The 24,794-nt window shown below is 36.9% G+C and carries 25 protein-coding genes; all 25 read right to left on the bottom strand.

Annotation, left to right across the window (positions count from 1 at the left end; genetic code table 11):
• Window positions 1-49: 49 nt before the first annotated feature.
• A complete protein-coding gene (locus FNH22_RS26055) occupies window positions 50-1,066 on the bottom strand; it encodes a glycosyltransferase family 1 protein (protein ID WP_143401448.1) in 1,017 nt (338 codons plus the stop codon).
• Window positions 1,067-1,106: 40 nt separating this feature from the next.
• The gene (locus FNH22_RS26050) at window positions 1,107-2,294 is read right to left on the bottom strand and encodes an O-antigen polysaccharide polymerase Wzy (protein WP_143401447.1); all 1,188 of its coding nucleotides are present in this window, start codon (window positions 2,292-2,294) and stop codon (window positions 1,107-1,109) included.
• A 168-nt stretch (window positions 2,295-2,462) separates the two neighbouring features.
• Entirely contained in the window at window positions 2,463-3,296 is an 834-nt protein-coding gene (locus FNH22_RS26045; protein WP_185154417.1) for a hypothetical protein, read from the bottom strand.
• Between the two features lie 156 nt (window positions 3,297-3,452).
• A complete protein-coding gene (locus FNH22_RS26040; RefSeq protein ID WP_143401445.1) occupies window positions 3,453-4,892 on the bottom strand; it encodes an MBOAT family protein in 1,440 nt (479 codons plus the stop codon).
• The gene (locus FNH22_RS26035; protein ID WP_143401444.1) at window positions 4,882-6,015 is read right to left on the bottom strand and encodes a glycosyltransferase family 4 protein; all 1,134 of its coding nucleotides are present in this window, start codon (window positions 6,013-6,015) and stop codon (window positions 4,882-4,884) included. The genes FNH22_RS26040 and FNH22_RS26035 overlap by 11 nt, the downstream gene beginning before the upstream one ends.
• Before the next feature lie 30 nt (window positions 6,016-6,045).
• Entirely contained in the window at window positions 6,046-7,011 is a 966-nt protein-coding gene (locus FNH22_RS26030; RefSeq protein WP_185154416.1) for a glycosyltransferase, read from the bottom strand.
• Between the two features lie 135 nt (window positions 7,012-7,146).
• The gene (locus tag FNH22_RS26025; RefSeq protein ID WP_143401442.1) at window positions 7,147-8,280 is read right to left on the bottom strand and encodes a TDP-N-acetylfucosamine:lipid II N-acetylfucosaminyltransferase; all 1,134 of its coding nucleotides are present in this window, start codon (window positions 8,278-8,280) and stop codon (window positions 7,147-7,149) included.
• The gene (locus tag FNH22_RS26020; protein WP_143401441.1) at window positions 8,277-9,380 is read right to left on the bottom strand and encodes a glycosyltransferase; all 1,104 of its coding nucleotides are present in this window, start codon (window positions 9,378-9,380) and stop codon (window positions 8,277-8,279) included. Before FNH22_RS26020 ends, FNH22_RS26025 begins: the two co-directional genes overlap by 4 nt.
• Complete coding sequence (locus tag FNH22_RS26015; protein ID WP_143401440.1) at window positions 9,377-10,495, bottom strand: glycosyltransferase family 4 protein; 1,119 nt, start codon at window positions 10,493-10,495, stop codon at window positions 9,377-9,379. Before FNH22_RS26015 ends, FNH22_RS26020 begins: the two co-directional genes overlap by 4 nt.
• A gap of 7 nt (window positions 10,496-10,502) precedes the next feature.
• Complete coding sequence (locus tag FNH22_RS26010) at window positions 10,503-11,624, bottom strand: DegT/DnrJ/EryC1/StrS aminotransferase family protein (RefSeq protein ID WP_143401439.1); 1,122 nt, start codon at window positions 11,622-11,624, stop codon at window positions 10,503-10,505.
• Window positions 11,625-11,673: 49 nt separating this feature from the next.
• Window positions 11,674-12,138, bottom strand: a complete 465-nt coding sequence (locus FNH22_RS26005; RefSeq protein ID WP_143401438.1) for an acyltransferase — start codon at window positions 12,136-12,138, stop codon at window positions 11,674-11,676.
• A gap of 21 nt (window positions 12,139-12,159) precedes the next feature.
• Window positions 12,160-13,182, bottom strand: a complete 1,023-nt coding sequence (locus tag FNH22_RS26000; RefSeq protein WP_143401437.1) for a Gfo/Idh/MocA family protein — start codon at window positions 13,180-13,182, stop codon at window positions 12,160-12,162.
• Window positions 13,179-14,378: an N-acetyl sugar amidotransferase gene (locus FNH22_RS25995; RefSeq protein WP_221420355.1), complete on the bottom strand. Its 1,200-nt coding sequence runs from the start codon at window positions 14,376-14,378 to the stop codon at window positions 13,179-13,181. The genes FNH22_RS26000 and FNH22_RS25995 overlap by 4 nt, the downstream gene beginning before the upstream one ends.
• 64 nt (window positions 14,379-14,442) lie before the next feature.
• A complete protein-coding gene (locus FNH22_RS25990) occupies window positions 14,443-15,213 on the bottom strand; it encodes an AglZ/HisF2 family acetamidino modification protein (RefSeq protein ID WP_143401436.1) in 771 nt (256 codons plus the stop codon).
• A gap of 9 nt (window positions 15,214-15,222) precedes the next feature.
• Complete coding sequence (gene hisH / locus FNH22_RS25985) at window positions 15,223-15,843, bottom strand: imidazole glycerol phosphate synthase subunit HisH (protein ID WP_143401435.1); 621 nt, start codon at window positions 15,841-15,843, stop codon at window positions 15,223-15,225.
• Complete coding sequence (locus FNH22_RS32470) at window positions 15,840-16,490, bottom strand: acyltransferase (RefSeq protein WP_221420354.1); 651 nt, start codon at window positions 16,488-16,490, stop codon at window positions 15,840-15,842. The genes hisH and FNH22_RS32470 overlap by 4 nt, the downstream gene beginning before the upstream one ends.
• Window positions 16,480-17,445: a glycosyltransferase family 2 protein gene (locus tag FNH22_RS25975; protein WP_143401434.1), complete on the bottom strand. Its 966-nt coding sequence runs from the start codon at window positions 17,443-17,445 to the stop codon at window positions 16,480-16,482. The genes FNH22_RS32470 and FNH22_RS25975 overlap by 11 nt, the downstream gene beginning before the upstream one ends.
• A complete protein-coding gene (locus FNH22_RS25970; protein ID WP_143401433.1) occupies window positions 17,435-18,328 on the bottom strand; it encodes a sulfotransferase domain-containing protein in 894 nt (297 codons plus the stop codon). Before FNH22_RS25970 ends, FNH22_RS25975 begins: the two co-directional genes overlap by 11 nt.
• Window positions 18,325-19,188: a hypothetical protein gene (locus FNH22_RS25965; protein WP_143401432.1), complete on the bottom strand. Its 864-nt coding sequence runs from the start codon at window positions 19,186-19,188 to the stop codon at window positions 18,325-18,327. Before FNH22_RS25965 ends, FNH22_RS25970 begins: the two co-directional genes overlap by 4 nt.
• Window positions 19,189-19,564: 376 nt before the next feature.
• Window positions 19,565-20,653, bottom strand: a complete 1,089-nt coding sequence (locus FNH22_RS25960; protein ID WP_143401431.1) for an acyltransferase — start codon at window positions 20,651-20,653, stop codon at window positions 19,565-19,567.
• A 63-nt stretch (window positions 20,654-20,716) separates the two neighbouring features.
• Complete coding sequence (locus FNH22_RS25955; RefSeq protein ID WP_143401430.1) at window positions 20,717-21,334, bottom strand: acetyltransferase; 618 nt, start codon at window positions 21,332-21,334, stop codon at window positions 20,717-20,719.
• The gene (locus FNH22_RS25950) at window positions 21,331-22,416 is read right to left on the bottom strand and encodes a DegT/DnrJ/EryC1/StrS aminotransferase family protein (RefSeq protein ID WP_143401429.1); all 1,086 of its coding nucleotides are present in this window, start codon (window positions 22,414-22,416) and stop codon (window positions 21,331-21,333) included. Before FNH22_RS25950 ends, FNH22_RS25955 begins: the two co-directional genes overlap by 4 nt.
• Window positions 22,416-23,675 (bottom strand): ABC transporter ATP-binding protein, encoded by a 1,260-nt coding sequence (locus tag FNH22_RS25945; protein WP_143401428.1) that lies wholly within the window; start codon window positions 23,673-23,675, stop codon window positions 22,416-22,418. Before FNH22_RS25945 ends, FNH22_RS25950 begins: the two co-directional genes overlap by 1 nt.
• Window positions 23,676-23,691: 16 nt before the next feature.
• Entirely contained in the window at window positions 23,692-24,168 is a 477-nt protein-coding gene (locus FNH22_RS25940; RefSeq protein ID WP_143401427.1) for a transcription termination/antitermination protein NusG, read from the bottom strand.
• Entirely contained in the window at window positions 24,161-24,682 is a 522-nt protein-coding gene (locus FNH22_RS25935; RefSeq protein ID WP_143401426.1) for an ArsR family transcriptional regulator, read from the bottom strand. Before FNH22_RS25935 ends, FNH22_RS25940 begins: the two co-directional genes overlap by 8 nt.
• Between the last annotated feature and the right edge of the window lie 112 nt (window positions 24,683-24,794).

Raw genomic sequence — 24,794 nt, 5'->3', positions numbered from 1 at the left:
GTTTTTGTTAAATGCTTAATGAGAAAAAATTTAAATCGAAATCATCCACCTAACTCAACAAATTGAATCTTTCACCCATTTCATCATATACGGACATATATTGATTTGTAATCTTATGAGGGTCAAATCGATTCGCATTTTGGATGCCTTTTTGAATAAGTTCTTTTCTATATTCTTTATGGGAAATGACTTTTTCAATGCCCTTGCGCATATCCAGCTCATCGTAAGGGTCCACCAGGCATGCACCGTCTTTTGCTACTTCTCTCATAGCGCCAAGGTTAGAGGTTACCACTGGCAAACCTAGTACTTGTGCCTCAACTATTGGCATTCCAAAACCTTCGTAGGTACTCATAAACGACAATAAATCACATTGAAGATACCACCGTATCACATCTTCATAAGATAAATTATATCGGTTTACATACTGGGTGGATGTACTTTGTAATAATTGTATTTGTGCGGGAGTGAGTTTTCCTAAAATACATAGCTCCACCCTGGCGTTTTGCAATGCACGTATGGTCCTTTCTAAATTTTTATTAGGCTTGGTGCCCACCAGCATAATCTTCACGGGTTCAACTCCTAATGAGGTATCAGCACTTTTTTTTTCGTACTTAAGTAAGTCATACCGATAAGGATTATGCACTACTTTAATCTTGTCAGCAGCAAACGGTATTGTTTTAATCAATTCCTGCTTACTAAACTCCGATATGGTGGTTATTGAGCCGACACACCGTGCTGGCCATATAAACCAAAAAAGTTTAATGTATACCTTCTTAAAGATATTGCCTCTTATTGCCGAATAAACATCATGGATGGTCAAAACCGTATTCTTGCCTAATCCTATTGCCAGATAATGAGCATCACCTGTAATATGGTTTAATTCACCTTTATTTCTAACGGCAAAAAAAATATTGTAGATTACTCTCAACGGACTAGCTCCAATCAGCGGAATTTTGATTATGTCGGTTTCCCTTACCTTATTGATCCCCTGAATAATACCGGAAAACAGTTCTTCTATACTATTGAACCCTGATCTTGGCCTCCTGAAAAAGTAGGTTATTTTCATCTATATACCATTAATTCACAGCACTTTAGAAATACCGGAATTATACTTTCCAATTCAAGATTTTTCTCCCACCCCAAAGAAATACAACTACAAGAATTGTACTTTTAACAAAATGATTAAGCACAACATAGAGCTCTGTTTCTGCTTTTATCACCTGAAGAAAAATTAAGGGAATAAATACAAAAATTATTACTTGTTTTTCTCCGCTTTTCACTAATCTTCCAAGTCCCCAAGCCATGAATGCCCCCCAAAAGAACATAAAAACCCACGACCCTTCTCTTCCAAAATTTGCATACGCCTCACCAATGATGCTTATTCCCATTGAGGCATTTTTATTTAATTTGAGTCCTGTAAAAATTTCAAAATTTTCCCTGCCTCCGGCAATTTTCTTCCCCGGAGCAAGGAATCGAGGTAAGAAAGAGGCCTTAACTGCCTCAACTATAGTTTCCCCTTCTGCATAAGGTTGATTGTTGGGAACATTTTTCATTATCGCACTTATAATCCAGCCCTGATTGAGCCGAACATTCATCTCTGCAAGAAATGCCTCATTCGATAGAAGTGTATTTAAATTTTTTAATCGGTCCTCCACCAGGTCGGCAAACACTTCTGTAGTAGAAGTACGTGATTCTAAACCACTATATATAATGTCCCGGTACTCAGCTTTAACGCTTTGTATCAAAAAGGCCAAAGAAAACCCAAACAACACTAATACAAGTCTCCAATAAATCCCTAACTGGAACCTCAATACGACAAAACTCAACAGCAAGGCTGACCATAATAATAATTCGTGAAACATTCCTGCCTGTACGGATGAAAGTAGTATCAAGCCTATTATAGCAATTCTGCTTATCAAAGTGTTCACCCTGGTCGCTTTGAATAGCCACAAAGCAGCCCCAACAAATCTAAAGTTGCTCATTAGAAAAATCACAAAACTAAAGGCAGGGGGAAGTAGATTAATCAGGAATGAAGACAAAATACCAATTACAATTAAGACAATCGGTAGGTTTGGGTTGGCTGCCACAAGATCCATTAACCCTTTATTCACACGTTGAAAATCCAGTTTGGGATAAAAAAACAGTACACCTGCTCCAAAGGCAATGGTGCCCGGTACTATGACCTGCATGTATTCAAGGCGCCCGACATACATATAATATTTAAAATGCTGATAATTATAATTATACGATTGATGAGGTCCTAGTATCCATTGTATGGCTGCAATTAAGACCATGAGTTCGAGTAATGGAATAGTTTTACCCAACCTCAGTATATAAAGGGCGAAAATAAAAGATACAAATCCAAGGCCTATTGAAGACCATAAATCATATGAGAATATACTTAACAACGCAACAAGCGAAGCAATGAAAATACATTTATATAAATCTTTTTTGGAATACAATTACAATAATTCTTTAGTTTCTCTTGATGATTTCAACGAATTAGCTATCAGTCGACTAAATTCCTTAGCTCCTGTCACGTTCAAATGTCCGTTATTATAAAAATTGTTTTTATCCGTATTCAAAGGAATTGACGAAAAATCGTACACCTTAACACCCTCTTTCTCAAAGGCTTTAACCTTATTAATAAGCTGCTGGTAATTGGAGTAGTATTTTTGGCCATTCATGTACATAGGACATATGACCATAATCACTTTTCTCCCTTTATTGTTAAGCTCCCGAATAACATTTGTAAGTTGGCCTAACGTTTTTTCACTAAAATCAATAGCCACTGAGCCAAAATCGTTGCTTTCAATGTTCTCACCATACCATGAATTATAGTGCGGTATGAATCCATTATGATCATCCGGGGCCAACTCCTTCCCCTTCAAAAAGTTCTTTAACCCTATCCCTGCATTTTTATAGTAGGTATGTGTATACTGAGTAAAAGCATAAAATGGCACATATTTGAGTTTGATATAATTATGAGTATCCGATTCATAAAACATTCTTTCCACATTCTTATTTTTAAAATGAGCATAAAAACGTGAAGGTTCCGTCATACGACTCTCTTCAGACAACGAGAAAAATGACAAGCCTAAAATCACGGTATGGCACCTTTCTGAATAGGTATTGAATTCATCTATAAGACCCTTATTTTGGCCTATTCTTGTTCCGTCTAAGGCAGCATTATAAACAAAGTTATCCGTTATTTCTGAAATCAGGTTAGCATTAAAACCTACCTCAGCCACAGAGCTACCGAAAATAACAATTTCAGGGTCAATTTTATGCTCCATTATGAGATTCACTTTGCCCGTTTGACTGTCATCAGAATACCTTACTAAAAACCCTAAAATACCTTTAGATATTTCTGTTAATACCAAAAGAAGAAAAATGAAGGCGAAAATTTCAACCCAGATAAACCTTCTCACTAAGCCATTCATCTTCACCTCTTAAAACTGAAAATAGATAAATTCATTTAATTCAAATACACCCAAAAACAAAATTGAAAAAATTAGTGAAAGGTATACAAGCCATCTTTTGACCAAGTTAAATCTAACGAAGTCAGGTTCAGAAATAAGCCCTCGTTCTATCAACAGATCAACCACAATCAATATACCTATCAATGATATTGAACCGGTAAATCGCCACAATGGCTGCCCTATATAAAGTATCTGTCCACGCACGTTAACCGACATATTCCAGTTATCAGCTAAAAAGTTCGATGACATATAGAAAACATCATGAATGTTGTTTGATCTAAAGAAAACCCATGATAAAAGTACCAGGAAAAAAACGATAGACACCTGAACAAATTTCGGTGTAAAGGAGTTGTAAAACTCCCTGGTTCGTCGAGGAATAATGTTCTCTACCATCAAAAACGCTCCGTGCAAAGCTCCCCAAATAATAAAAGTCCAGTTGGCGCCATGCCATAATCCGCTTATAAGAAATGTAATAAAAAGATTATAGTACCAACGCCATTTAACTACCCTACTGCCTCCTAACGGAATATAAAGATAATCCCTGAACCAGGTGGAGAGTGAAATGTGCCATCGATGCCAAAATTCACTGATAGAAGCAGCCAGGTAGGGTCTTTTAAAATTTTCCATTAAACGAATACCCAAAAGCCTGGCCGAACCAATAGCTATGTCCGAGTACCCTGAAAAATCACAGTAGATTTGAAAAGCAAAAAGAACAGTTGCAATTAAATAGTGTAACCCATTATACTGTTCAATATTATTAAAGACTTCGTTGACTATAAAAGACAGGCGATCTGCAATCACCACTTTCTTAAACAGTCCCCATAAAATTCTTAAAAAACCAAAATGGAAATTAGAAAATGTGATTTTCGTTTTAAGCCTGAATTGTTTTAGCAAATGTCCTGCACGCTCGATGGGACCTGCCACTAATTGTGGAAAGAAAACAACATATAAAGCAAATATCCCAAGATGCCGCTCATGCTTCTGCTTACCCTTATAAATGTCGATTGTATAACTCATCGTCTGAAAGGTATAGAAAGATATACCCACTGGTAATATTAACTGATGAATGAAGTCTTTTGAATATTCACTGTTGCCTGAGAATTTCAAAAATTCAGCGGCGAAGAAGTTATAGTACTTGAATAAAAAAAGAAGGCCGAGGTTGACAAACAGGCTTAAATACAAATAGACTTTTCGTTGTTGGGGTTGTGATTCTGTTCCTATTTTATAACCAGCATAATAGTCAACTGCCGTTGAAAATAATATAAGTACAAGGTACTCAACTTTCCAATACGAATAGAATACATAACTGGCAATAAGCAGCAGACCCCACCTGTACCTAAAAGGAATTAAATAATAAAGTAGAACTACTACCGGTAAAAAGAAAAAATACTCTAATGAGTTAAAAAGCATGAACGCTCAAAAAATGATCCAGTAATTTCTGATATTCATCCTCATACCGAAAAATATCTTTATCGCCTGTGATCGCAACTTTCTTATTTTTACTGGCAGTGTACCCCTTCTTTAAGGATTCAAAATCCATTCGAACGATATCTTGATTCGTTTTTAATTTCTCCATGGGCCAGGTAGCCTCCATCTCTTTGGAAAACCAAATGTCCAGGCCACAAGCATAGTATTCATAGAATTTATTTGAAATACAGTAAATAACGTTCTCGTTACTTGCCTTGTAGAATATTATACCAACATCGTACTTTTTAAGCGTTTTTGGTAAGTCACCATATTCGAGTCCATTTGAATGGAATGTTATAAATTTTGAATTTATCCCTGATAAATATTCCCTGGCAGGACCGGTCAGGTTAAAGGAATATATATCAAAAGTCACCTGACCACACTGATTTATCACCCACTCACAAAACTCCTTTAAAAATGTACCAGCTATCGATAGGGAACCAACATATACAAACTTCACCTGCTCTTTATCAAGTGTACTTTCTTTAGTATCAAAATACCAATTCCCGGGAGGGTAATTGCTTAGCACCCTCAGTTTGGACTTATCCAATGTTGGGTTATCTCTCAGAAAAAAACTCTTCCTGTACGCATTCGTCTGTGAGATCCATTCAGATCGTCCGTACAAATACCTTTCCTCCATGTTATGGTATAATCTTACCAGTCTCATACCATTTTGGTACCATTCGGGAGAACTGTACTCATGATAATGAATGTACAACTTTGAAGATTTATTAAAATACTTCAGGTAAACGTAAACCGGCCATACGGAGTAACTTTCATAGTATAATATATAATCCGGATTAGATCGAATAAGGCCCATTAATGTGGCCATGTTGAAAATAATGTATCTAAAAAGCCTTACAGGGCCCGGGGAATCTGTTGAAGGGAATTTATGCCTGCGGATTTTGGTATTGTCTATTGTTGTTTTTTTTCTTTTTCCGGGGTTTTCACAAGTAAAAATCTCGACATGGATTGAAGGTTTAGTAGAAAAAAACTTCAATAAGTTGATGGTGGGCGGAAAGTATTCCAGGGGAGAAAAATGTACAATAGCCAGTCTCTTTTCCAATTTGTTACCCAACGTTACAATGACCTAATGTTATTGGAAAATTTTATCAAACATCTTCTCAATTTGACTTCTATAGTCAAGTCCTGCCGAAACTACTTTTGAATAGCCCAGCCCTGCAAGTTTTTCGAGCTCATCCGGGTGTGTATTGTACCACCTGATCTTTTCCTGAAGATCATCAAGGTTTGAGTAAAAAATCACCTCGTCATCAGAAAATATATCCTGAATTTCAGTCGTTCTTTCAGAAATTAAGGCTGAGCCACAAGCCGGAATTTCAAATGTCCTGGTAGTATGTTTTTCAGGCACCCATTTTGAAAGGGCCCCCCAGGAATATTTGGAGTTATTTAAAGCGGAAACATAACCTGGTCCGTACAAACCTTCCCCACGAAAATCTAAATGCTTTACATGCTTATTTTTTTTTGCAAACTTACTCCAATTCCTTCCGGCCAATCGAATATGAAACTGATTGTTAAGCAAGGTTTGCATCATTTGGAAACGTTCATGTTCGGCATGGCCTATAAAAACAATACTAAGGTCACGATCTTTAAATTGAACAGAGTTTTGATGTACTTGAGGGTCATAACCCTGGTACATAAAATATACCTTGTCCTTATCGAGGTGTTTATGATAAAAATCCAGCTCGTAGCTCTTGGTAGTAATGGCGTAATCATACTTAGGTAATGATAAATAAAACAATGAAGACTTATGAAAAGTAAACGCCGGATCAGGAGTAAAGTGTATTAAAAGCTTAGTCCTCGACCTTAAAATATCTGTAGTCTTCGGAGAAATATAAACTGCTTTGTCTACCCAAATAATGTCATAAGATTCATCCCCCAGGTTGTTAATCACATAACTATTAATCTTAGGGATGAGTGGCCCTGTTTTATATCGAAAAGCAATTGACCTGAACACCGGGTTGGACTTATGGTATGGAGCGTTAGTGTCAATAACCCTGAACCTGGCTTTATTCAATATTTCACGTATTGCTGTAGCTCTCATTCGAGAAGTTGAACCTTCCTGATGCTGACCAATGTATAGAACGGAACTAATCATTCACAATGCAAAGTAAAAATTGAAGCAGGGTTGAGTAATACCTTTTCATACCAACATAAATTTATTGACAACGCCCACAGGTTACTCTCCCACATCAAGGCATTTTAATAACATATTCGTTTTATCTATTACAGCTTTTTCACCATATTCAGAGTCCAGCAACTTCCTATTATGTTGTTTGACTTGTTCGAAGAAGTCGTCAGTGTAACCTTCCCAGGATAGAAGGTGATGAATTTCATTCATATTATAAATTTTAAAGCCTTTTGATTTCAAATGTTGATACAAAATACTTTTCGAATTCATGAATACAATACCCCCCATCCATAGAGACAACATAATATTCCCCAGGGCCTGCTGACGTAAGTGATTAAAAACGAAGTACCTGCAGGTTGACATTTTCTCAATGTACTTATCCCGGGGCAGGTATTGTCTTATTGGATTGAATTTCTCCCCAAAAACCTTAAACCCAACCTTTTCAATTGAGTCAGCATATTTCGCATTACCATAATTCAATGGTACGGTGACCTGTTCAAGAGTGTCCAGATAATTGGACACAACATCGAATGTATCTATATGGTTAGATGCAAGAGAACTTGAGTTACCAATTAGAATACCGGCTCCTTTGATGGCAGAACTATGTAGTGAATCACCAAAGTTTTCCTGTAAAGACCCATAAGTAAAAGATAAGATATCAAAGCTTAACTTTAGCTTTTTCTTTAATAATTCAGCTTCTTTTTTAATTACCGGCACACAGTAATCAATTTTATTCAATACTTGCCATTTGCTGGTATATCTGAATAAAGACCTCCTTATCGGGTTAACAAATGGCCATAAAAACTCTTTTAATCCAAAGATCTTATAACTCAATAACCATGTTTTGAAAAGGTAGCTACGGTCATAAATTATTTTTTGCGCATCCTGCCCCCAAAACATCCAGATTTTGAGGATGTTGTCCGGCATAGCTTGCAATATTGGTAATTTATCACTGTCCAGATAGTGAAAAAAGACACCGTTAAATGGTGTATTATTTGCTAATTCATTTATGATATCATCAGCTAACTTTATGCTAACTTGCTTAACATTGGTAATATATTCTAGCTCCCTTTTATCGCTAACTACATAGAAGGTATGTTTTGCAAAAGTGTTTTTGTTGAATTGTGTAATGGCAAAGTCAATGAACTTTTCATCGCCACAAATGTGTAAGTACTCATTCACGGATTTATTTCGTCAACAATCTTAGAAACCACTTTTGAATACGTCAGTTCCATCTGACAATAAGTCATCGCAGTATCACGCATCTTGAGATAAGGTTCTTGATTATGTTTATAAAAGAGTAATTCTTTAAGATATAATTGAGGGTCATTTACATTTTCAATCAAAATTCCCGTTTTTCCGTCCAGAAGCAAGTCGGGAATACCAAATGAGTCTGGCGCTAATGTGGGGCATCCAAAATATCCCGCCTCAATAATGACTGCACCCATTGTATCCATAACTGTTGGGTGAATTAAGAAAAATGCTCTTTCCAGAATTGAAATGAACTTATTAAGATCTTCAGGGTTGTTTTTATCCAAAAGTCCCTGGTATTTTACACCTGCTTTGCCTAATACCTCTTCAGGGGGTTTTTGCCCTATGATAAAAAGCTCAGCTTCCGGGTAAATTTTTCTAAATTCTTCAAATATCTTAACACATGTATATCCACCTTTTCTCTCAAAATTCAGTGATATGAAAAGTAAGATCGTTTCATTTCGATATTTATCTTCTGAGGGTAAGGATATATTGCCTCCGACCTTAACAATACGTTTTTTACTGTTGTCGATGGTGTAATATTTGTTCATCTCTTCCCAGGCCCAATTTGAGCCCATAAAAAGATGCTTAGCTCGCCCGAGCCATTCTTCTTCTTTTTTGTTAATCCTGTCAAGGTCAGAATCCAGGAAACTATTGACATCTGAATATACTTCCATGTAGGTTGGAAAAGCGGCATCCATATATGTACCATAAGGAGTCGAAAAATCGCAACCGATCCAGGGAGTCTGGCCAAAGAAAAAATTATAATGTCCTTCTTTAAGTTGTCCTTTGACAAGCTCTTTGATCTTTTTCAATCTCCTTTCCGAAAAGAAATGAAAAGATCCTTTGGAGCCGGTTAGTCTTTTGAACTTAGAAATACCCTTCTCTAAAAAAAAGCTGTCAGGATTAATTGGTCCGACATAATTTACTTCGAAGTGTTTAGTAAGTTCCTGATAAATTCTGAAGTTAATACCACTCCATCCACCACTGACCTCATCTAAAGGAAGGTTGCTGATGTAGTTAATTCTCATTTAGTATTTAAATGCAATTGGATCCTATTTATTTGCTTGCAATATGTATTTTCAAGGGCATACTCAATCCTATCTTTCATTCTTTGTGGTGAGTTAATTACACTCAGATCTTCTATCCCATTGCCAATTTTTTCGGGTAATTGTGCGTCTGCACTTTCGCTGGTCATGTGGAGAAGGTCCAGGTCTTTATAAGATTCTATGTTGCAGGAAAATACTCCTTTACCCGTACTAAGATACTCCAGTATTTTATGAGAATTGGATCGGTCAGATAATCCATCGATGAGTTTATAGGTGAAAAAGAAAATATCCATGTCCTGGATTTCAATAGCAAGTTCTTCCGGAGATTTTGGACCATATAAGACTACATTCTGCAACGAATGAAGCATAGTAATAAATGCCGTGGTGTCCTGATCATTAGTCCCGTCTATGTTACTTTGTACTGCTTTAAATGGGCCCCAAAAATAAAATCTTGCCTGCGGGTTATTTTCAATGATCCTAATCACAATTTTCCTGTCTATAACATCACGTAACAGGTTTCCCACATAACCCACCTTAACCGGCTTCCCGGGAATGTACTGGTTCTTATTTTTAAGTTTTTTTAATGCCTGCTCTTCAAATGGTTTGCTCAGCCCATGGTTGATAAAATACTGTGGTACCTTCACATATTTAAAAGCCGATAATATCTTCTGCGAAACGGAGAAAACAATGTCTGCCGAATATGCAGGTTTTATCTGATCAGCTCGTACAATTGGGTCTACAGGATGATAAATTTTAAGGGGAGCTCTAAACCATTTGAGATTAGAATAAGTATTAGGGTCAAAGCACCACGTTACATCAGGAATGAAACCAAGCCAATTTATGAGCCTTCCTACATGCCGCTTCATATAAAGATCATATATCCACCTAAACCTGAAACGTAAACTACTTTTGAAGTCCAGCTTATGCCTCACTTCAAATAGCCCGTTGTATCCTTCAATCCGGTTCAAGGTAAAAGATTTCGCTCCATTGTCAGGTGGAGCTACAAAGTACACCGTATTCCCTGCTTTTGCCAGCTCAATGGCATAATGATGTTTGGATAAGTGCAGTACACCCCAGGGTTGAGGTGAAATCAGCATTATTTTTTTACCCTTTAGCTCCATTCAGGTAATAAAACTGTTTCATATGACTTGCGACATACTGCACTTTCTGTTCGTCCAACTCGGGATATAACGGAATGGACAATATAGTATCTTGATGATCAAAAGATACTTCAAAATCTTTGGGGGAGTGTTCCAGGTATTTGTATGCAGGTAGGAATGGCAAAGCTGTCGGATACTGAATGGTGGTACCTATACCATGATCGGCAAGATATTCCTTCAGTGCGTCTCGTTTTCTGGTTCTAATGACATACAAATGGTATACATGTCTGCAACCTTCTTTTTTGCCAGGTATTTGAATACCATCAATATCATGAAGTAGTTGATCATACATATTCGCCCATTTTATACGTTGCGCGGTCCATTCTTCAAGGTATTTCAGTTTTACATTAAGGATAGCGGCCTGTAAACCATCCAGACGACTGTTGATACCTTCCATATGATGCTCGTGTTTTATTAAAGCCCCATGATTGGCGAACTTTCTGCATTTCTCGGCCAATGTAGCATCATTAGTGACTATAGCGCCTGCATCCCCATAAGCACCTAGATTTTTCCCAGGATAAAAACTATAAGTGGCAATATCACCTATACCTCCTACTTTAGTTCCCATATATTCAGCCAGGTGAGCCTGGGCACAATCTTCAATTACCTTTAATCCATACTTTTTCGCTATTTCCATTATAGGTTCCATCTCCGCCGGATGTCCGTATAAATGTACAGGAATGATTGCCTTTGTTCTTGAATTGATTTTAGGCTCTATTTGATTAACATCAATGGTGAAAGTGTCTCTTTCCGTGTCTACAAAAACGACCTTTGCTCCCGTCTGCGATATTGTTTCAGATGTGGCAATCCAGCTATGGGATGTAGTAATGATCTCATCTCCAGGGCCAATACCCATCATTTTCATAGCTATGTAAAGTGCATCGGTGCCATTACCGCATGAAATACAATGCTTCACACCTAGTAATTCACTAAAACCTTTTTCAAATTCCTGTACATATTCACCACGTATGAACGATGATTTTTTGATGACACTTTCTATTGCTTCATCAATTTCAGGTTTAATTAATTGATATTGAGCATATAAATCTACTAAAGGTATTTTCATGGAAATTTTAAGGGAAAGTATAGAAGCTTACACACAAACAAATGGATTACTACAGTTTTCGTAAGAGCTTAGCAGGGTTACCGGCATATATGCCCGGCAGGTCAATATCTTTGGTAACTACAGCCCCTGCACCAATTACAACATTGTCACAGATATTGACTGGTAATATGGTGGCGTTAGAGCCTATAGATACATTATTGCCTATAAGAGTACTCCTCCACTTGCTTAAGTCACCTCCGGCGGGACCCCCTGAGCCAAACACGTCATTAATGAACATTACGCCATGCGCAATAAAACAACCATCCCCTATTTTCACCAGTTCACAGATAAAAGAATGCGACTGAATTTTAGTATTATCCCCAACAACAACTCCTTTTTGAATTTCCACAAATGGACCTACAAAACAGTTATTTCCTATCGAACATTCGTAAAGATTGACGGGTTCAACAATTTTCACATCCTCTCCAAATTGGACTTCCCGAATGGAAGAAGGTATCAAACTAGGTTCATTCATATTTCAAATACCAAAATATTGTCAACGTGCTACCCATTTAGCGCTGGAATATATTTTATCAATAATCTCAACGGTCTTTAAACCTTCAAATCCATTAGTAGCTATTACACCACCGTTCGTCAGTACTTCAACAACATTTTCATACACTTTGTCATGATTACTCATTGAGCCTTGATACTGACCATAATTATTGGGAGGATTGCCCTGGGCCAGGTCTTCTATTAGAAAGTCATCAATGCTTTGATATTCAAGTTCATTCAAATATTGACCTCCAATCTTCACTGTTCCCTTCTCTCCAAAAATGGTTAAAGAGCCTTCCATATTTTTATCAAAGCTGTTTACACTATAATGTATAGTTCCTATCACATTATTGTAAAACTCGAGGTTCACTACACCTGTATCTTCAAATTCAATTATACCTTTATGACCATAATTACCCAGAAGGGCATGCGCATTTTTCACATCTCCTACCAGCCAGTAAACTAAGTCGATAAAATGACTGAATTGTGTATAAAGAGTTCCTCCGTCAATATCTCTGGTACCTTTCCAACTATTATTATAATATGCTTCGTTTCTATTCCAGAAACAATTCAATTGAACATTATATATTCTACCAAGTTTCCCTTCATCAAGCAGGTTTTTTACGGCTTCAACCGGAGGATTGAACCTATTCTGTTTGACAATAAACAGCCTTTTGTTCGCCTTTTCGGCTTCTTTGATCATTTCACCACAATCATATACAGATATAGCCATGGGTTTTTCACAAAGTACATGTTTTCCTGCCTTTAATGAAGCAATCGTATGTGTTGCATGGAGTCCATTAGGTGTACAAATGGAGACCACATCAATTTCCGGTTCTTTGGATAATAGCTCGGAGATATTCGTATAAAAATGTGAGTTATATTCCGAAGCCAGTTTCTTCGCTTTATCCACTTCAATATCACAAACGGCTACCAGATTTCCACTATTAGCTATATGCCGGGCATGTCTGTCGGCAATACGTCCGCAGCCAATCAACCCGAATTTCAATTCCTTATTATTCATTTACCTGATTTAAAAAAGCGTCTGAATGATGATGTTTTTTTTAGTAATTCCATATACTTCTTTTTCAATGGTATATCCGACTTGAAATCACTATGCGGCCTTGGAGGGGTTTTCATGATATCTTCAAACTCCACTTCTGATAATTCAAATTTCTTCAATACATATTCCTTGTCTTCCTCTAATTGCTGTTGATCATATAAAGGTTTTTTGAGCTCATCCAGTGCTTCTGCCCTGGTCATTTGCCCTGAGCATATTAAAGTACTTAAATGCGCCTTCCGCTTATCAATGCCAAATTTTTGAGGTAAAATGTAAGCTTGATAAAATTTTGTAAAAAGAGATTCATAATGTTTACCTCCATAATCGCGCCAGTCTAATTCTGATATTATTGTCTTCTTAGCTTCGGACTTGATATAATCTGTATAATTCAAAATAGATATGGGTACAAGACCAAAAACAGCGCTGTAGTACACGTATTTCCTGAAATTAAAAGTAGGGTATGTTTTCAGTTTTGTTGTTCCAAATTGCCGGTGAATATCTTTAAGGTTGGCATAATCCATTTTATGATATAACCAGGAAGATGGCATTATCTCTTCTGTTACAATGTTGGTCCCTGATATGATATAAGGGATGTTCCGCTCTTTGGCCAGCTTATACATTGTAGCAAAAATAGCATGATCAGATACTACCTCAATATCAACCACAGAAGCTTTTAAATAGGCCAACTGAATATCTTTAAATTCTTCCCAGTTAACCACAAGCGTATGTAAGCGAAAATTTAATCTACTCACAATTTCGTGAACATTGTGCACGGCCAATTCAGTATTCCACCCATTATCAAGGTGCACAGCAAGTGGTCTTAATCCCAGATCATGAACGAGCCATGCCACATAGGAACTATCTACTCCTCCGCTAAGCCCTATCAGGCAATCATATTTTTTTCCTTTTCCATTCTTTTTGATAACTGATACCAATCGTTCTAATTCTTGCGACCGCCGAGGTTCTGGCAAAAGATTCTGACTAGCCGCCAGCTCATATTGATAGTAATGATTGGAAACCCCTTTTTCATCAAAATCTATATTGGGGTCGGTGGTGTCCATTATGGTTTTGGAACACATTTGATAGGACCTGTCGCTTAACAGTCCAGGATGATAGAAACTATCTTTAATAATATTATCTGATGAATCAGTTTTCATCATAAATAAAATTCAAATCCTAAATAATAAAGAAACTGTCTAAAACCTTTGGAAGCCTGGAGGTGTATCAATTTAATTTTGAATATAAATGGTCTGTCAGCTCATGCTGCTTTGGATAGTTGATCATGACTCCCTTTTCATCTGAGCTATAAACGAACAAGCTTCCTGCTGCTGTTGCAGATGCACCGGCCTGAGCAGCGATAAGAAAATCGTTAATATTTCGGGCACCTCCATTAACTACCAAAGGTATTTGAATCGCTGCACTTACCTGATTGACCAGGTCAAGGTCATAGCCCAAATAAGTACCTTCTCTATCAATAGAGGTAATAATGATCTCACCGGCTCCAAAGGATTCTGCCCGTTTTGCATATTCTACCGGGCTGAGCCTGACCTTTTCTTTTCCTTTGTTCAGATAAACCCTGTATTTACCCAAAAAGTCTTTCTTAACGTCCATAGATACGGCGATGCTCTGTGAACCATATATGGCAGCACCTCGCTCAAGTAAGCCAGGGTCACGCCCTGCCATAGTATTGATGACCACTTTCTCAATACCAACTCTAAAGATTGACTTAATATGGTCTAATGTCTTAATTCCTCCACCATATGCCATTGGCATAAAAGCTTCTGAAACAACATTTTTGATCTTTTCAAAATTTGGTTCCTTACCTAAGCCGGAAGCTTCTATATCTAATAACGCCAACTCATCTACCTCCTTATCATTGAAGATCCTTACGGCATTGATTGGGTCACCAATATAGTTTGGTTTCTTAAATCGTGCCGTTTTCACAAGACCTCCATTAGAAAGAAGGAGTATGGGAATTACTCTGATACGACGCATTGAATATTTTCAGTTGAGCTTTGCAAAATTTTCCAGGAGTTTCATCCCATATTTATGGCTTTTCTCCGGATGAAACTGGACTCCATAGATATTATCTTTATGAAAGGCAGAGGTAAAGAAATATCCATGATAAGAGGTAGACAGCACATCTTCCTTTTTATTCATTTTGAAGTGATATGAATGTACGAAATAAAACCTGGGTTCGGCTTGTGAGTCTATAAATAAGGGGTTTTCCACTTTCTTAATCGTCAAATTACTCCATCCCATATGAGGGATTTTGAGGTGCTGATCAAGTTTATTCGTATCAAACTTCACAACGTCCATATCTACTAAGCTCAATCCAGGTTCTATTCCTTCTTCACTGCCTTTTCCTAGCAACTGAGCCCCTAAACAAATCCCCAGAATAGGTATCTTTTCTTCAATAACCTTATCACGTATTACATCGACCATTCCGGCATCTCTCAGATGTTTCATTCCGTGGTCAAAATGTCCAACACCAGGCAATATTAATTTTTTAGCCGCGCCAAGTTGTTTTTGTGTTTCGGCTATTTCTGATGCAACCCCCAGTTTCTTCAACATATTTCGAATGGAGAGGATATTGCCTGCTTTGTAGTCGATAATGGTGATCATTGAATGGAAGGGTGCTTTTTTCTAAATTTTTCGAATTTTTCTTCTTTTAGGTATCCGTAAAACGTCGGTTTTAATTCATAACGTATGCATTTTTCTTTATCCAAACCCTTTATTTGCTTTGCAGGTACCCCACCAATAATACAATATCCATCTGGAAAAGACTGAGTAACAACAGCTCCTGCGCCAACAATTGTAAAATCACCTAATATGACCCCAGGCATTATTTTAGCGCCAGCTCCTATCCAGCAGTACTTACCTATGATAACTTTTTCAAGTATGTGATTTCGCGAATCATAAACGTCATGGTTAGCGCTAACAATTACCACATTTGGTGCTATTTGTGTATAGTCTCCAATATGAATACCCCCTTTTCCCTGGATATAACAACCCTTCATAATACCGGGACAGGTATCAATCCCTGCATAAATGTTTTCCCAATCATAAACCTGGCTAGATGGATGCACGGGCCAATATGCTCCTCTATTGCCTCCGATTCCTAATACTTTCTGTCTAAACCAGAATCCAAAAGATACCCGATTTTGATATGAACTTGTCTTCCTTATAAAAGCAAAGAAAGGAAGCCTGGTGATGACAACAATTGGTATTTGAAGAGGGCGTCTAAGGAAAAAAAAGAGCTTATTCAACATACTTAAATGACCTTATATGATCAAAATTATGAAGAGGTTTTGATGGGTCATATTCCTGTTCCGGAATTACTTCAATATTACTTCTGCTCAGAGAAAATCTTATCAACTCAAAGAATCCCATATCAGTGACTTGTCTGATGTCTCTGTATGATTTGACATTACCTTTAAGGAGGTGCTTTAATGCAAATCGGGCCAATACCTGCCTGTTCCTGGTATTTTGCTGCCTAAAAGCATCTATTAATGCCGGCGATGTCTCATCTTTAACAATCTTATTTAGCATCTTAAAGGATTCCAATTGCCCCCTACCGCCACTCAGCCTTGAAGATGCTTGTCCAGGTGTTTCTCTTGGCCAGGTAAGCCAACCGGGTATGAAAAGAACGGGATATTTAAGGGCCAATCTATATCTTATCTCATCATCTGAATTTATAAAATCTACAGATAGTTTACCCACTTTTTGTAGGACATCTGTTACAAAAAAATTACTTGTCAGGCTGGAAGTGAGCAGGCTTTTTCTATTAAATTCCCAATCAAAAATATCTTCCTTTTCAAGTACTATCGGGAATATAAGGTTATTAAAATAACCTTTCTGAATGACCAAGCCGATATTAGAAAATGATTCAGCATAACGCACATAGGTTTCAAGGCCATGAGGTAAAATCAGATCATCCCCATCTATGAAAAGAAAATACTTCCCCTGAGCCAGATCAATGCACTTATTACGATTTGGGTATTCTCCTATATTTGTTTCGTTTCTAAAGGCTCTGATTCTTTGATCATTGTATTCACCTATGATACTCCATGTATCGTCTTTAGAGCAATCATCGCATATTATAAGTTCAAAATTTTCATAGCTGGAGGCTAGCACGCTTTCCATTGCCATGCGAGCATAGTCTTGAGAATTATAAGTAACCATTGCTACGGTTACCAAAGGGTGATAAACATTTTTAAATGACATATCCAAATTTTTCAGCAGTAGTTCCGACTTCTTTTTTAATCATCTTCAACTCGGAATTTGAAAAATTCCCCTTCCATTTGGTATGATTGTTCTTTTTTATGTCCTCTGAATTTGAAGTATTACCTATTGACTTGCCCTTTCCGTGTTGATAAAACAAAAGCATATTTTCTTCATATGAAATACCCAAATATCTGCATATGGATTGAAGAAAATGCTCCGGATCATCTAAGAGTTCTTCGTATTTAAGGGGTATAAACGATAAGTTCTGTTTTTTATATTCCGGAAGAACATTATTCTTATGATACCACACTTTGGCAGCAATTGGTAAGAATTGCTGCCTTTCACGAAATAAAGGATGGACTTGCAACGCCCCTTCTGTCTTATCATCAGTGGAATTACTTAAAATAGAGTTTCTAATCTCCGGGTCTATGCAGTCAGGATGTAAATACCAGGGTAGGTTGAAATTCCTAAACAACCGCATTTTGATCAAAAAGAACAATAAAAACTTTTTGGGTGAGCCGATATACATTAATAAATTAGAATACAATTCATTCCATCTCATTGAAGGTTGAGTATGGTCAAATTTTATCCTAAGCCTAATCATAGAGTTAATAACATCCAGTGGATGTCGCATCAAAAATAGAATAAAATGAGCTCCGATCTTTTTAAGAGTCACTATCTCATTGCTGATCATAGGTAACTTAAACCCGACAACAGATGCCTGAGAATCATCAAAAAAAACTTGTACTCTTTCACCATGAAAACCCACTTGGTCCTCATCTATGACTTCAATCTTAGAATGAGCGTTTAAAAGCAAATTCAGAAGTGTCGTTCCACTTCTTTGACTTCCTGTAATAACAAATTTTATTCTATCACTTTTCATTTGAAAGTGTAATCACCGGAATAAAATCGCTTTAAATTTTCTCTATATTCATCATACTTGTAGAATTTGGAGCAAAGTTGGTATTGTTCATTATTGATTTCTTCATAATTCTCTTTCTCCAAAGCCTGCCTTATATATGTACTAACTTCTTTGAGTAATTCATCTTCACTACTGAACAGTCCATGCTTAGCCTGAAAATCCTCTGGGAAAAATTCATCATTATAGATGGCAATACTTATTCCACCAGAAAAAACTTGCTCGATAAAATAAAAATCCAATCCCTCACCCAATGTGATCATTATTTTCGAACGGCTAATCAGGCTTAAGTATTCATTGTAACGAAGGCCTTTAACAATTTTTATTTCAAATTCGCTAAACTGGTTTTCCAAAGCATTCATCAATTCCGTCTTTTGAGCGCTCTCATCTGGCGAGAGTAGGATTAGATTCTCTTTCTCATCTAATTTCGTGCGCTTATACCTTTCCGGGCTACCAAAAACGGATAAATAATGCAGAGGGAAATCATACTTTTCCTTAAATTCTTGAGTACTATATTGTTTATGACTGGTTGTCTGAGTAAGGTGTTTACAAGATTTCTTCAATAAATCAAAAGCTTCAGGAGTAGGCATTAATTGAATATTCTGATTTAGAATGTTCAATCTAAAATCTTCTATTTTCTTAAAGTAATTGTTTTGATGGATTTCGGTTTTAACAAAATGAGGGGTTCTGTAACTGATAGAATGAAAAAGAAGAAAATCGAGATTTTTAAAATGATCTTGCAATTGCTCATATCTGAAAATTGTAATATCAGCATCAAATTGAGAAAACCTCCACATTAGATATGCATCAGGGTAGGTACACATGATCACCTCGGCCTGATGTAACTCCTTGAGCCTAACAGTTTCTTCATAAATGGAAGCTATAGACAATATACCTCCGGATATAGTATCAACTCCGGTAAACCAATCAGCTCCTTCCACAAGAAAAACTATCAGTCTTGTTGTCCTGCTATTATAGTGTTTACTGATAAGCTCGTCCTGTTGTTTTCTAATTTGATATTCTTTGAAGACTTTGCGTCTTTCATTTGAATAGTAAAGAAACCTAATCGCAGGTTTTAGAAAATCAGGCAATAAATTTCCAAGCCCTTTTACGTTGCAGATCTTTTTTTGGGTCAGAGGCTCCAATAACGAATGATCAAGAGATGAATTATGCCTTTGGCTGCTTAGCTGTTTTTTTCTTTTATTTTGTAGATTGATTGTATCTCAACTTAACTTTTGATAATGGATACTCAATAACAAAATAGCTTATCGATGAGATCAGAATAGTACCAGTAAAGAATAAATAAACCCCATATCCAGGATCAAAAAAACCACTTTTGGTCGTAAAATAGAGAACAGGTATGTGCCATAAATAGGCGCTAAAGCTAATGTTACCTAAAAACCTCAACGCTTTGAATTCAAACAGAATGGTGATAAAATTTCTTCCTCCATTCAAGACTTTTGCTAGCAAAAACCCCCAACAAACACCATATAAAGTGTAAAATTTCAACCCATGAAATGGAAATTGTTCAAAGTGTAAAAGGTCTTTCCAAATTACCTTAGAAGTGAGGACTATTATTAGTAATGAAATAATCGTCAAAAAGTCTATCCATTTCCTGACAGCCTGCATGACATTGGAATTAGTTTCTATAATAGCCAGGAAAGTCCCTGCAAGAAAAATCGGAAAATAGGATACCGTACCAAAATATCCTAACACCCTCAAATAGCTTAAGGCCAATGAAAGAAAGACAAGGCCAATGAAGAAGATAAGGGTTTTTCCATTGTCAAAATTTAAGTACTTATAAGCGACGAAAACGATCAGAGGACTTAAGAAATAGTATTTGAATTCAACTGGAATAGACCAAAAAATATGTTTCCCATACACCATAAGTAAATGCGGTGGTATATCCTCTTTGGAAATTGGAATTGAGTATATACTATATTCAGATACGAAAAGAAAATAATTGAAGATAACCGCGACAAAAAAAAGCGGATAAATTCTTAAAAACCTTCTCAGAAAATAATTAATCCAAAATTTCGTGCCGCTATTCCCATCGACAAAAGCCCTACATATTTGTTTATCCAATAAATAAGCGCTTAAAACAAAAAACAGATATACCCCATAGGTACCGGTATATTCAAAAGATAAGAAGGGTAGAAATTTCAACCCAAGCAAACTGCTGTGACTCAGAAGAACTAACAAGACCGCTAAACCACGTAGCCCGTCTAATGACTTTATATGGTATTTCTTACTATCGTTAGGGAAAAATAAGGTTGACAGACTATTCAAGTTCTTGTCTTTTCATTGAAATTTCATGTATAGTACTTCGATTAAAGATTATTAAGAAAATATCTATTCTTTCTTAACGAATCCCGGGACTCCCACAGCAAGAGAATTTTCGGGCACATCCGAGGTAATCACAGCGCCTGCCCCTACGGTGGCATAATCACCAATTGTTACTCCCGGAAGTAACGTCGCATTAGCGCCTATAAAGGCATGATTCCCTATTTTCACATTACCTAAAACACGACTTCCCGGCGATATCTCAGCGTATTCACCAATTTCAACACCATGGTGAACCGAGGTAGCCGTATTTATCAATGTCCCCTCACCTATGCTCACATTATTATAAATGATGACACCCTCCATTATATTCAGCCCTTCTCCCAGTTTAACATTAATATCTCCAACTACCGCACTCCTGCTGATCAGAGTAAAAAGACTTCCCCCCCATTGTTTCAATAAATTTGACAGTGCATGCCGATTCTTAGAACTACCTGTTCCTAGTATAAACCCGGGATGATTTCTAAATATCTCTTTCACCTCTTTTTCGGTTGAAAGAATGGCTTTTGAAAATAGGGTATTTCTAGCATTCACATTATCAAAGAAAAACACCTCCTCTTGTCGATCAATTCTCGACCATACACTAAATACTTCTTCGGCATGTCCACCTGCTCCTGCGATAATCAACCTTTATATCTTAAAGTCCTCAAAATCACCCTTACGACTAAATCCTGGTCTTCTTTTGACAGACTGTGAAACATCGGCAAGCATAGTACTCTTTTTGAAACAGAATCAGAGATAGGGGTTGAATGCTTTTCAACATAATCTAAACAGCTCAGCGAAGGATAAAAATATCGTCGTGGGTATATGTAATGATCTTCCAGTTCCTTTCTTACTTTGAGTAAAGTATTTTCATTTTCAAATACTACAGGAAAATATGAGTAGTTGTACCCCTCTTCATCTGTAAGCTGTTGAAATTTGACCTGGCTTCCGGAAAGTTTGTCTTTATAATAACGATATTGTTCTCTTCGGGAAGTAAGAATATCTTGCAGGTACTTTAAATTACAGAGTCCCATAGCTGCATGGAACTCTGAATTCTTGCCATTTATACCTATTCCATCAAATATTCCCTCTCCATGATGCCCAAAATTTCGCATTTTGGATGCCCTGTAAATTAAGTCCGATGATTTTGATACAATTGCTCCCCCCTCTATCGTATGGAAAAGTTTTGTAGCATGTAAACTCAAACAGTTAATGTCACCATATTCCATTATGGGTTGATTTCCATACTTTACACCAAAACAATGAGCTGCATCATATATAATTTTCAAGTCATGTTTAGTAGCTATATTTTGTAATTGTTTAACCTCTGAAGCATTACCAAATACATGAGTCGTGAGGATTGCCGTTGTCTTACTGGTGATTTTTTTTTCTACTTCCCCGGGGTCGATGTTAAATGTTTGCTCATTTATATCAGCAAATACCGGTTGGCAAGATTCCCATATTACCGAAGAAGTAGTAGCAATATATGAAAAAGGCGTTGTTATAATTTCACCCTCAAGACCCAATGCTTTTATAGCAATTTGCAGTGCAAGTGTTCCATTACCAGTTACTAATAAGTGTTCTACTCCTAATGTCTCCTTTAACCTTAATTCCAATTCATTCAGAAGAGGGCCATTGTTAGTCAGCCAGTTTCTTTTCCAAATACCGCTTAAATAGCTGACATATTCATCAAATGGAGGTAAAAAAGGCTCAGTTACATTTATCATTATTTAAATATGAATTCTGGTTCCAAATAGAAATTCCCCATATCATAATTATTGAACCTGGAGAGTGGACTTATATTATCTACCACCTCAAAAGAGAGTACATCTTTTAACAAATGAACCTTATCCACAAAGGGTATAAAAATCTCGGTAGATATGGAATAAGATCCATTGAGAAATTTTTGTTTTGACAAATGTAATTCAATGGACAAACATCCGGAATCATCATTGGGTGCAGGAAGTTCCTTTACAATGCTCGTAATTCTTTGATTATGCTTGTCTTGTATATAAAGACCAAGGTTTAAGCCCTTGGAGTAATTGCGTAATATCATTTCGTATTTTAGAATAATAGGTTCATCAAATTGAAATTCGTATTTTTCTTCACCGGCAGTATTACACAACGAAAAACGTTGAATGAAGCTGTCCATGATCGGTCCACTATATTCAAATCCTTCAAAGACCTCCCTTCTCTTATTTGTATAAGTGTTGATTACAGTTTTAACATCATCAAGCATGGCCATCATTCCATTTTCAATAAGAAGACCGGTAGAACATATTTGGCTTACAGATGCCATATTATGGCTTACGAACAATACGGTTCTCCCGTCACCCTGACTCACTTCCTGCATTTTACCAATTGCTCTTTTTTGAAACTCAGCATCGCCGACGGCCAGTACTTCGTCAACAATCAATATTTCAGGTTCCAGAAATGCAGCTACTGCAAAAGCCAGGCGTACCTGCATACCGGACGAATAACGCTTTGTAGGAGTATCCAAATATTTTGCGACACCTGCAAAATCCACAATATCGTCCAGCTTAGCACTTATCTCTTTCCGCGTCATTCCTAATATAGTGCCGTTCATATAGATATTTTCTCTACCGGTCATTTCAGGGTGAAATCCGGTTCCTACTTCTAAAAGGGAAGCTACACGGCCTTTAATCCGGATATGGCCGGTTGTAGGCGAGGTAACCCTGCTTAATAATTTCAACAAAGTAGATTTACCCGCACCATTTTTTCCAATCACACCCAAAACCTCCCCCTGACCAACATTGAATGAAACATCTTTTAGCGCCCAAACATGTTCTCCTTTCTCAGCCTTTTGCGTTCTGTCGTTAACCGTACCCACCTTTGAAAACGGATCTTCTTTGCCTCTCAACTGTGCCCACCATCTGTTAAGATCATGAGAAATAGTGCCTGTACCGACTTCACCTAATCGATACAGCTTTCCCAGGTTTTCTACTTGTATAACAGTTTTCGACATTTGGACAGTAACGTTATTAGTTTAGTTCATAAGTGAAGGTCACAAGACTTTTAATAGATTCTACCCAAACTGATAATCGGTTCTTATCAATACGCCTTACCTCTCCACTTAATCCTTTAAACACTCCTTCCGTAATTATTACAGGTTCTCCATGGTTAGGTCTATCTCCACTTACATGAATTTCCAGACCGTTTTGCTCAATTTTTCTAATGGAGTCAATTTCAGTTTCTCGTAAAGTTGCCGGCTCTCCCTGCCAATAAACAAAATTCAAAACCCCAGGATCATGCAAAACCTTTTTCCGCTCCGGCTCCATGAGCCGCACAAAAATGTATGAAGTGAACATTGGCATACTTACCATTTTTTTCCTATCACTCCATTGTTTTAAAACCTTTATCAACGGACAATACACCTCAAAGTCTCTGGAGGTCAGTCTTTCCGTCACTTTTTTTTCATTTCGTGGTTTGGTATAGGCCACATACCAGCTTTTAGTCATTGTTCCAGATTAATAAGTTCCCCTCTGCCAAATAAGTATCCTCTTCACCCTGATCACAGATCATAAATTTGATTTTACGATTAATCAGTTTTTCTGCCTTATCAATTAATTGGATCAAGTACACCTTGTCAACATTTCCTACCAAAACCAAATCAATTACGGGACTGTCAATACCACGAGCCAGTTGACCAATTAAATAAACACTATGTAAATGCCCCAATTTATTTACGATGAACTCTATTACCAGATCTATGCCCAGATACTTTCTCACTATACTATTGATCTCATTGTATAATGGATGCCTGTCATTCACTTTAAACATTTTACGATTCCCCTTGCTAACTGAAAGTAACATATTAGACTTCTCAAGTCTGTTAAGCTCAGTTCTAATAGCATTAGACGACTCTCCAAATTCAGCTTCCAATCCTCTTAAGTAAGAGGTATTTTGAGGGTTCAGGAAGAATTTTAAGAGAAGCTTAATTCGTGTTTTTGATGTGATTAAAGTGTCTATCACTAAGTTTGAAGTATGCACAGCTTCGCCATGTCAGTCCCAATGCGCTGACGCAAAATTGAGTAAAATAATTACTCAAAGTATGTGATATAAAATGATTTTGTCAAGTAGAAAA

The sequence above is a fragment of the Fulvivirga sp. M361 genome, assembly GCF_007097395.1.
Classification (GTDB): Bacteria; Bacteroidota; Bacteroidia; order Cytophagales; family Cyclobacteriaceae; genus Fulvivirga.
The sequence above is the reverse complement of the archived record's forward strand: the minus strand, read 5'-3'. Positions and strand labels throughout refer to the sequence as shown.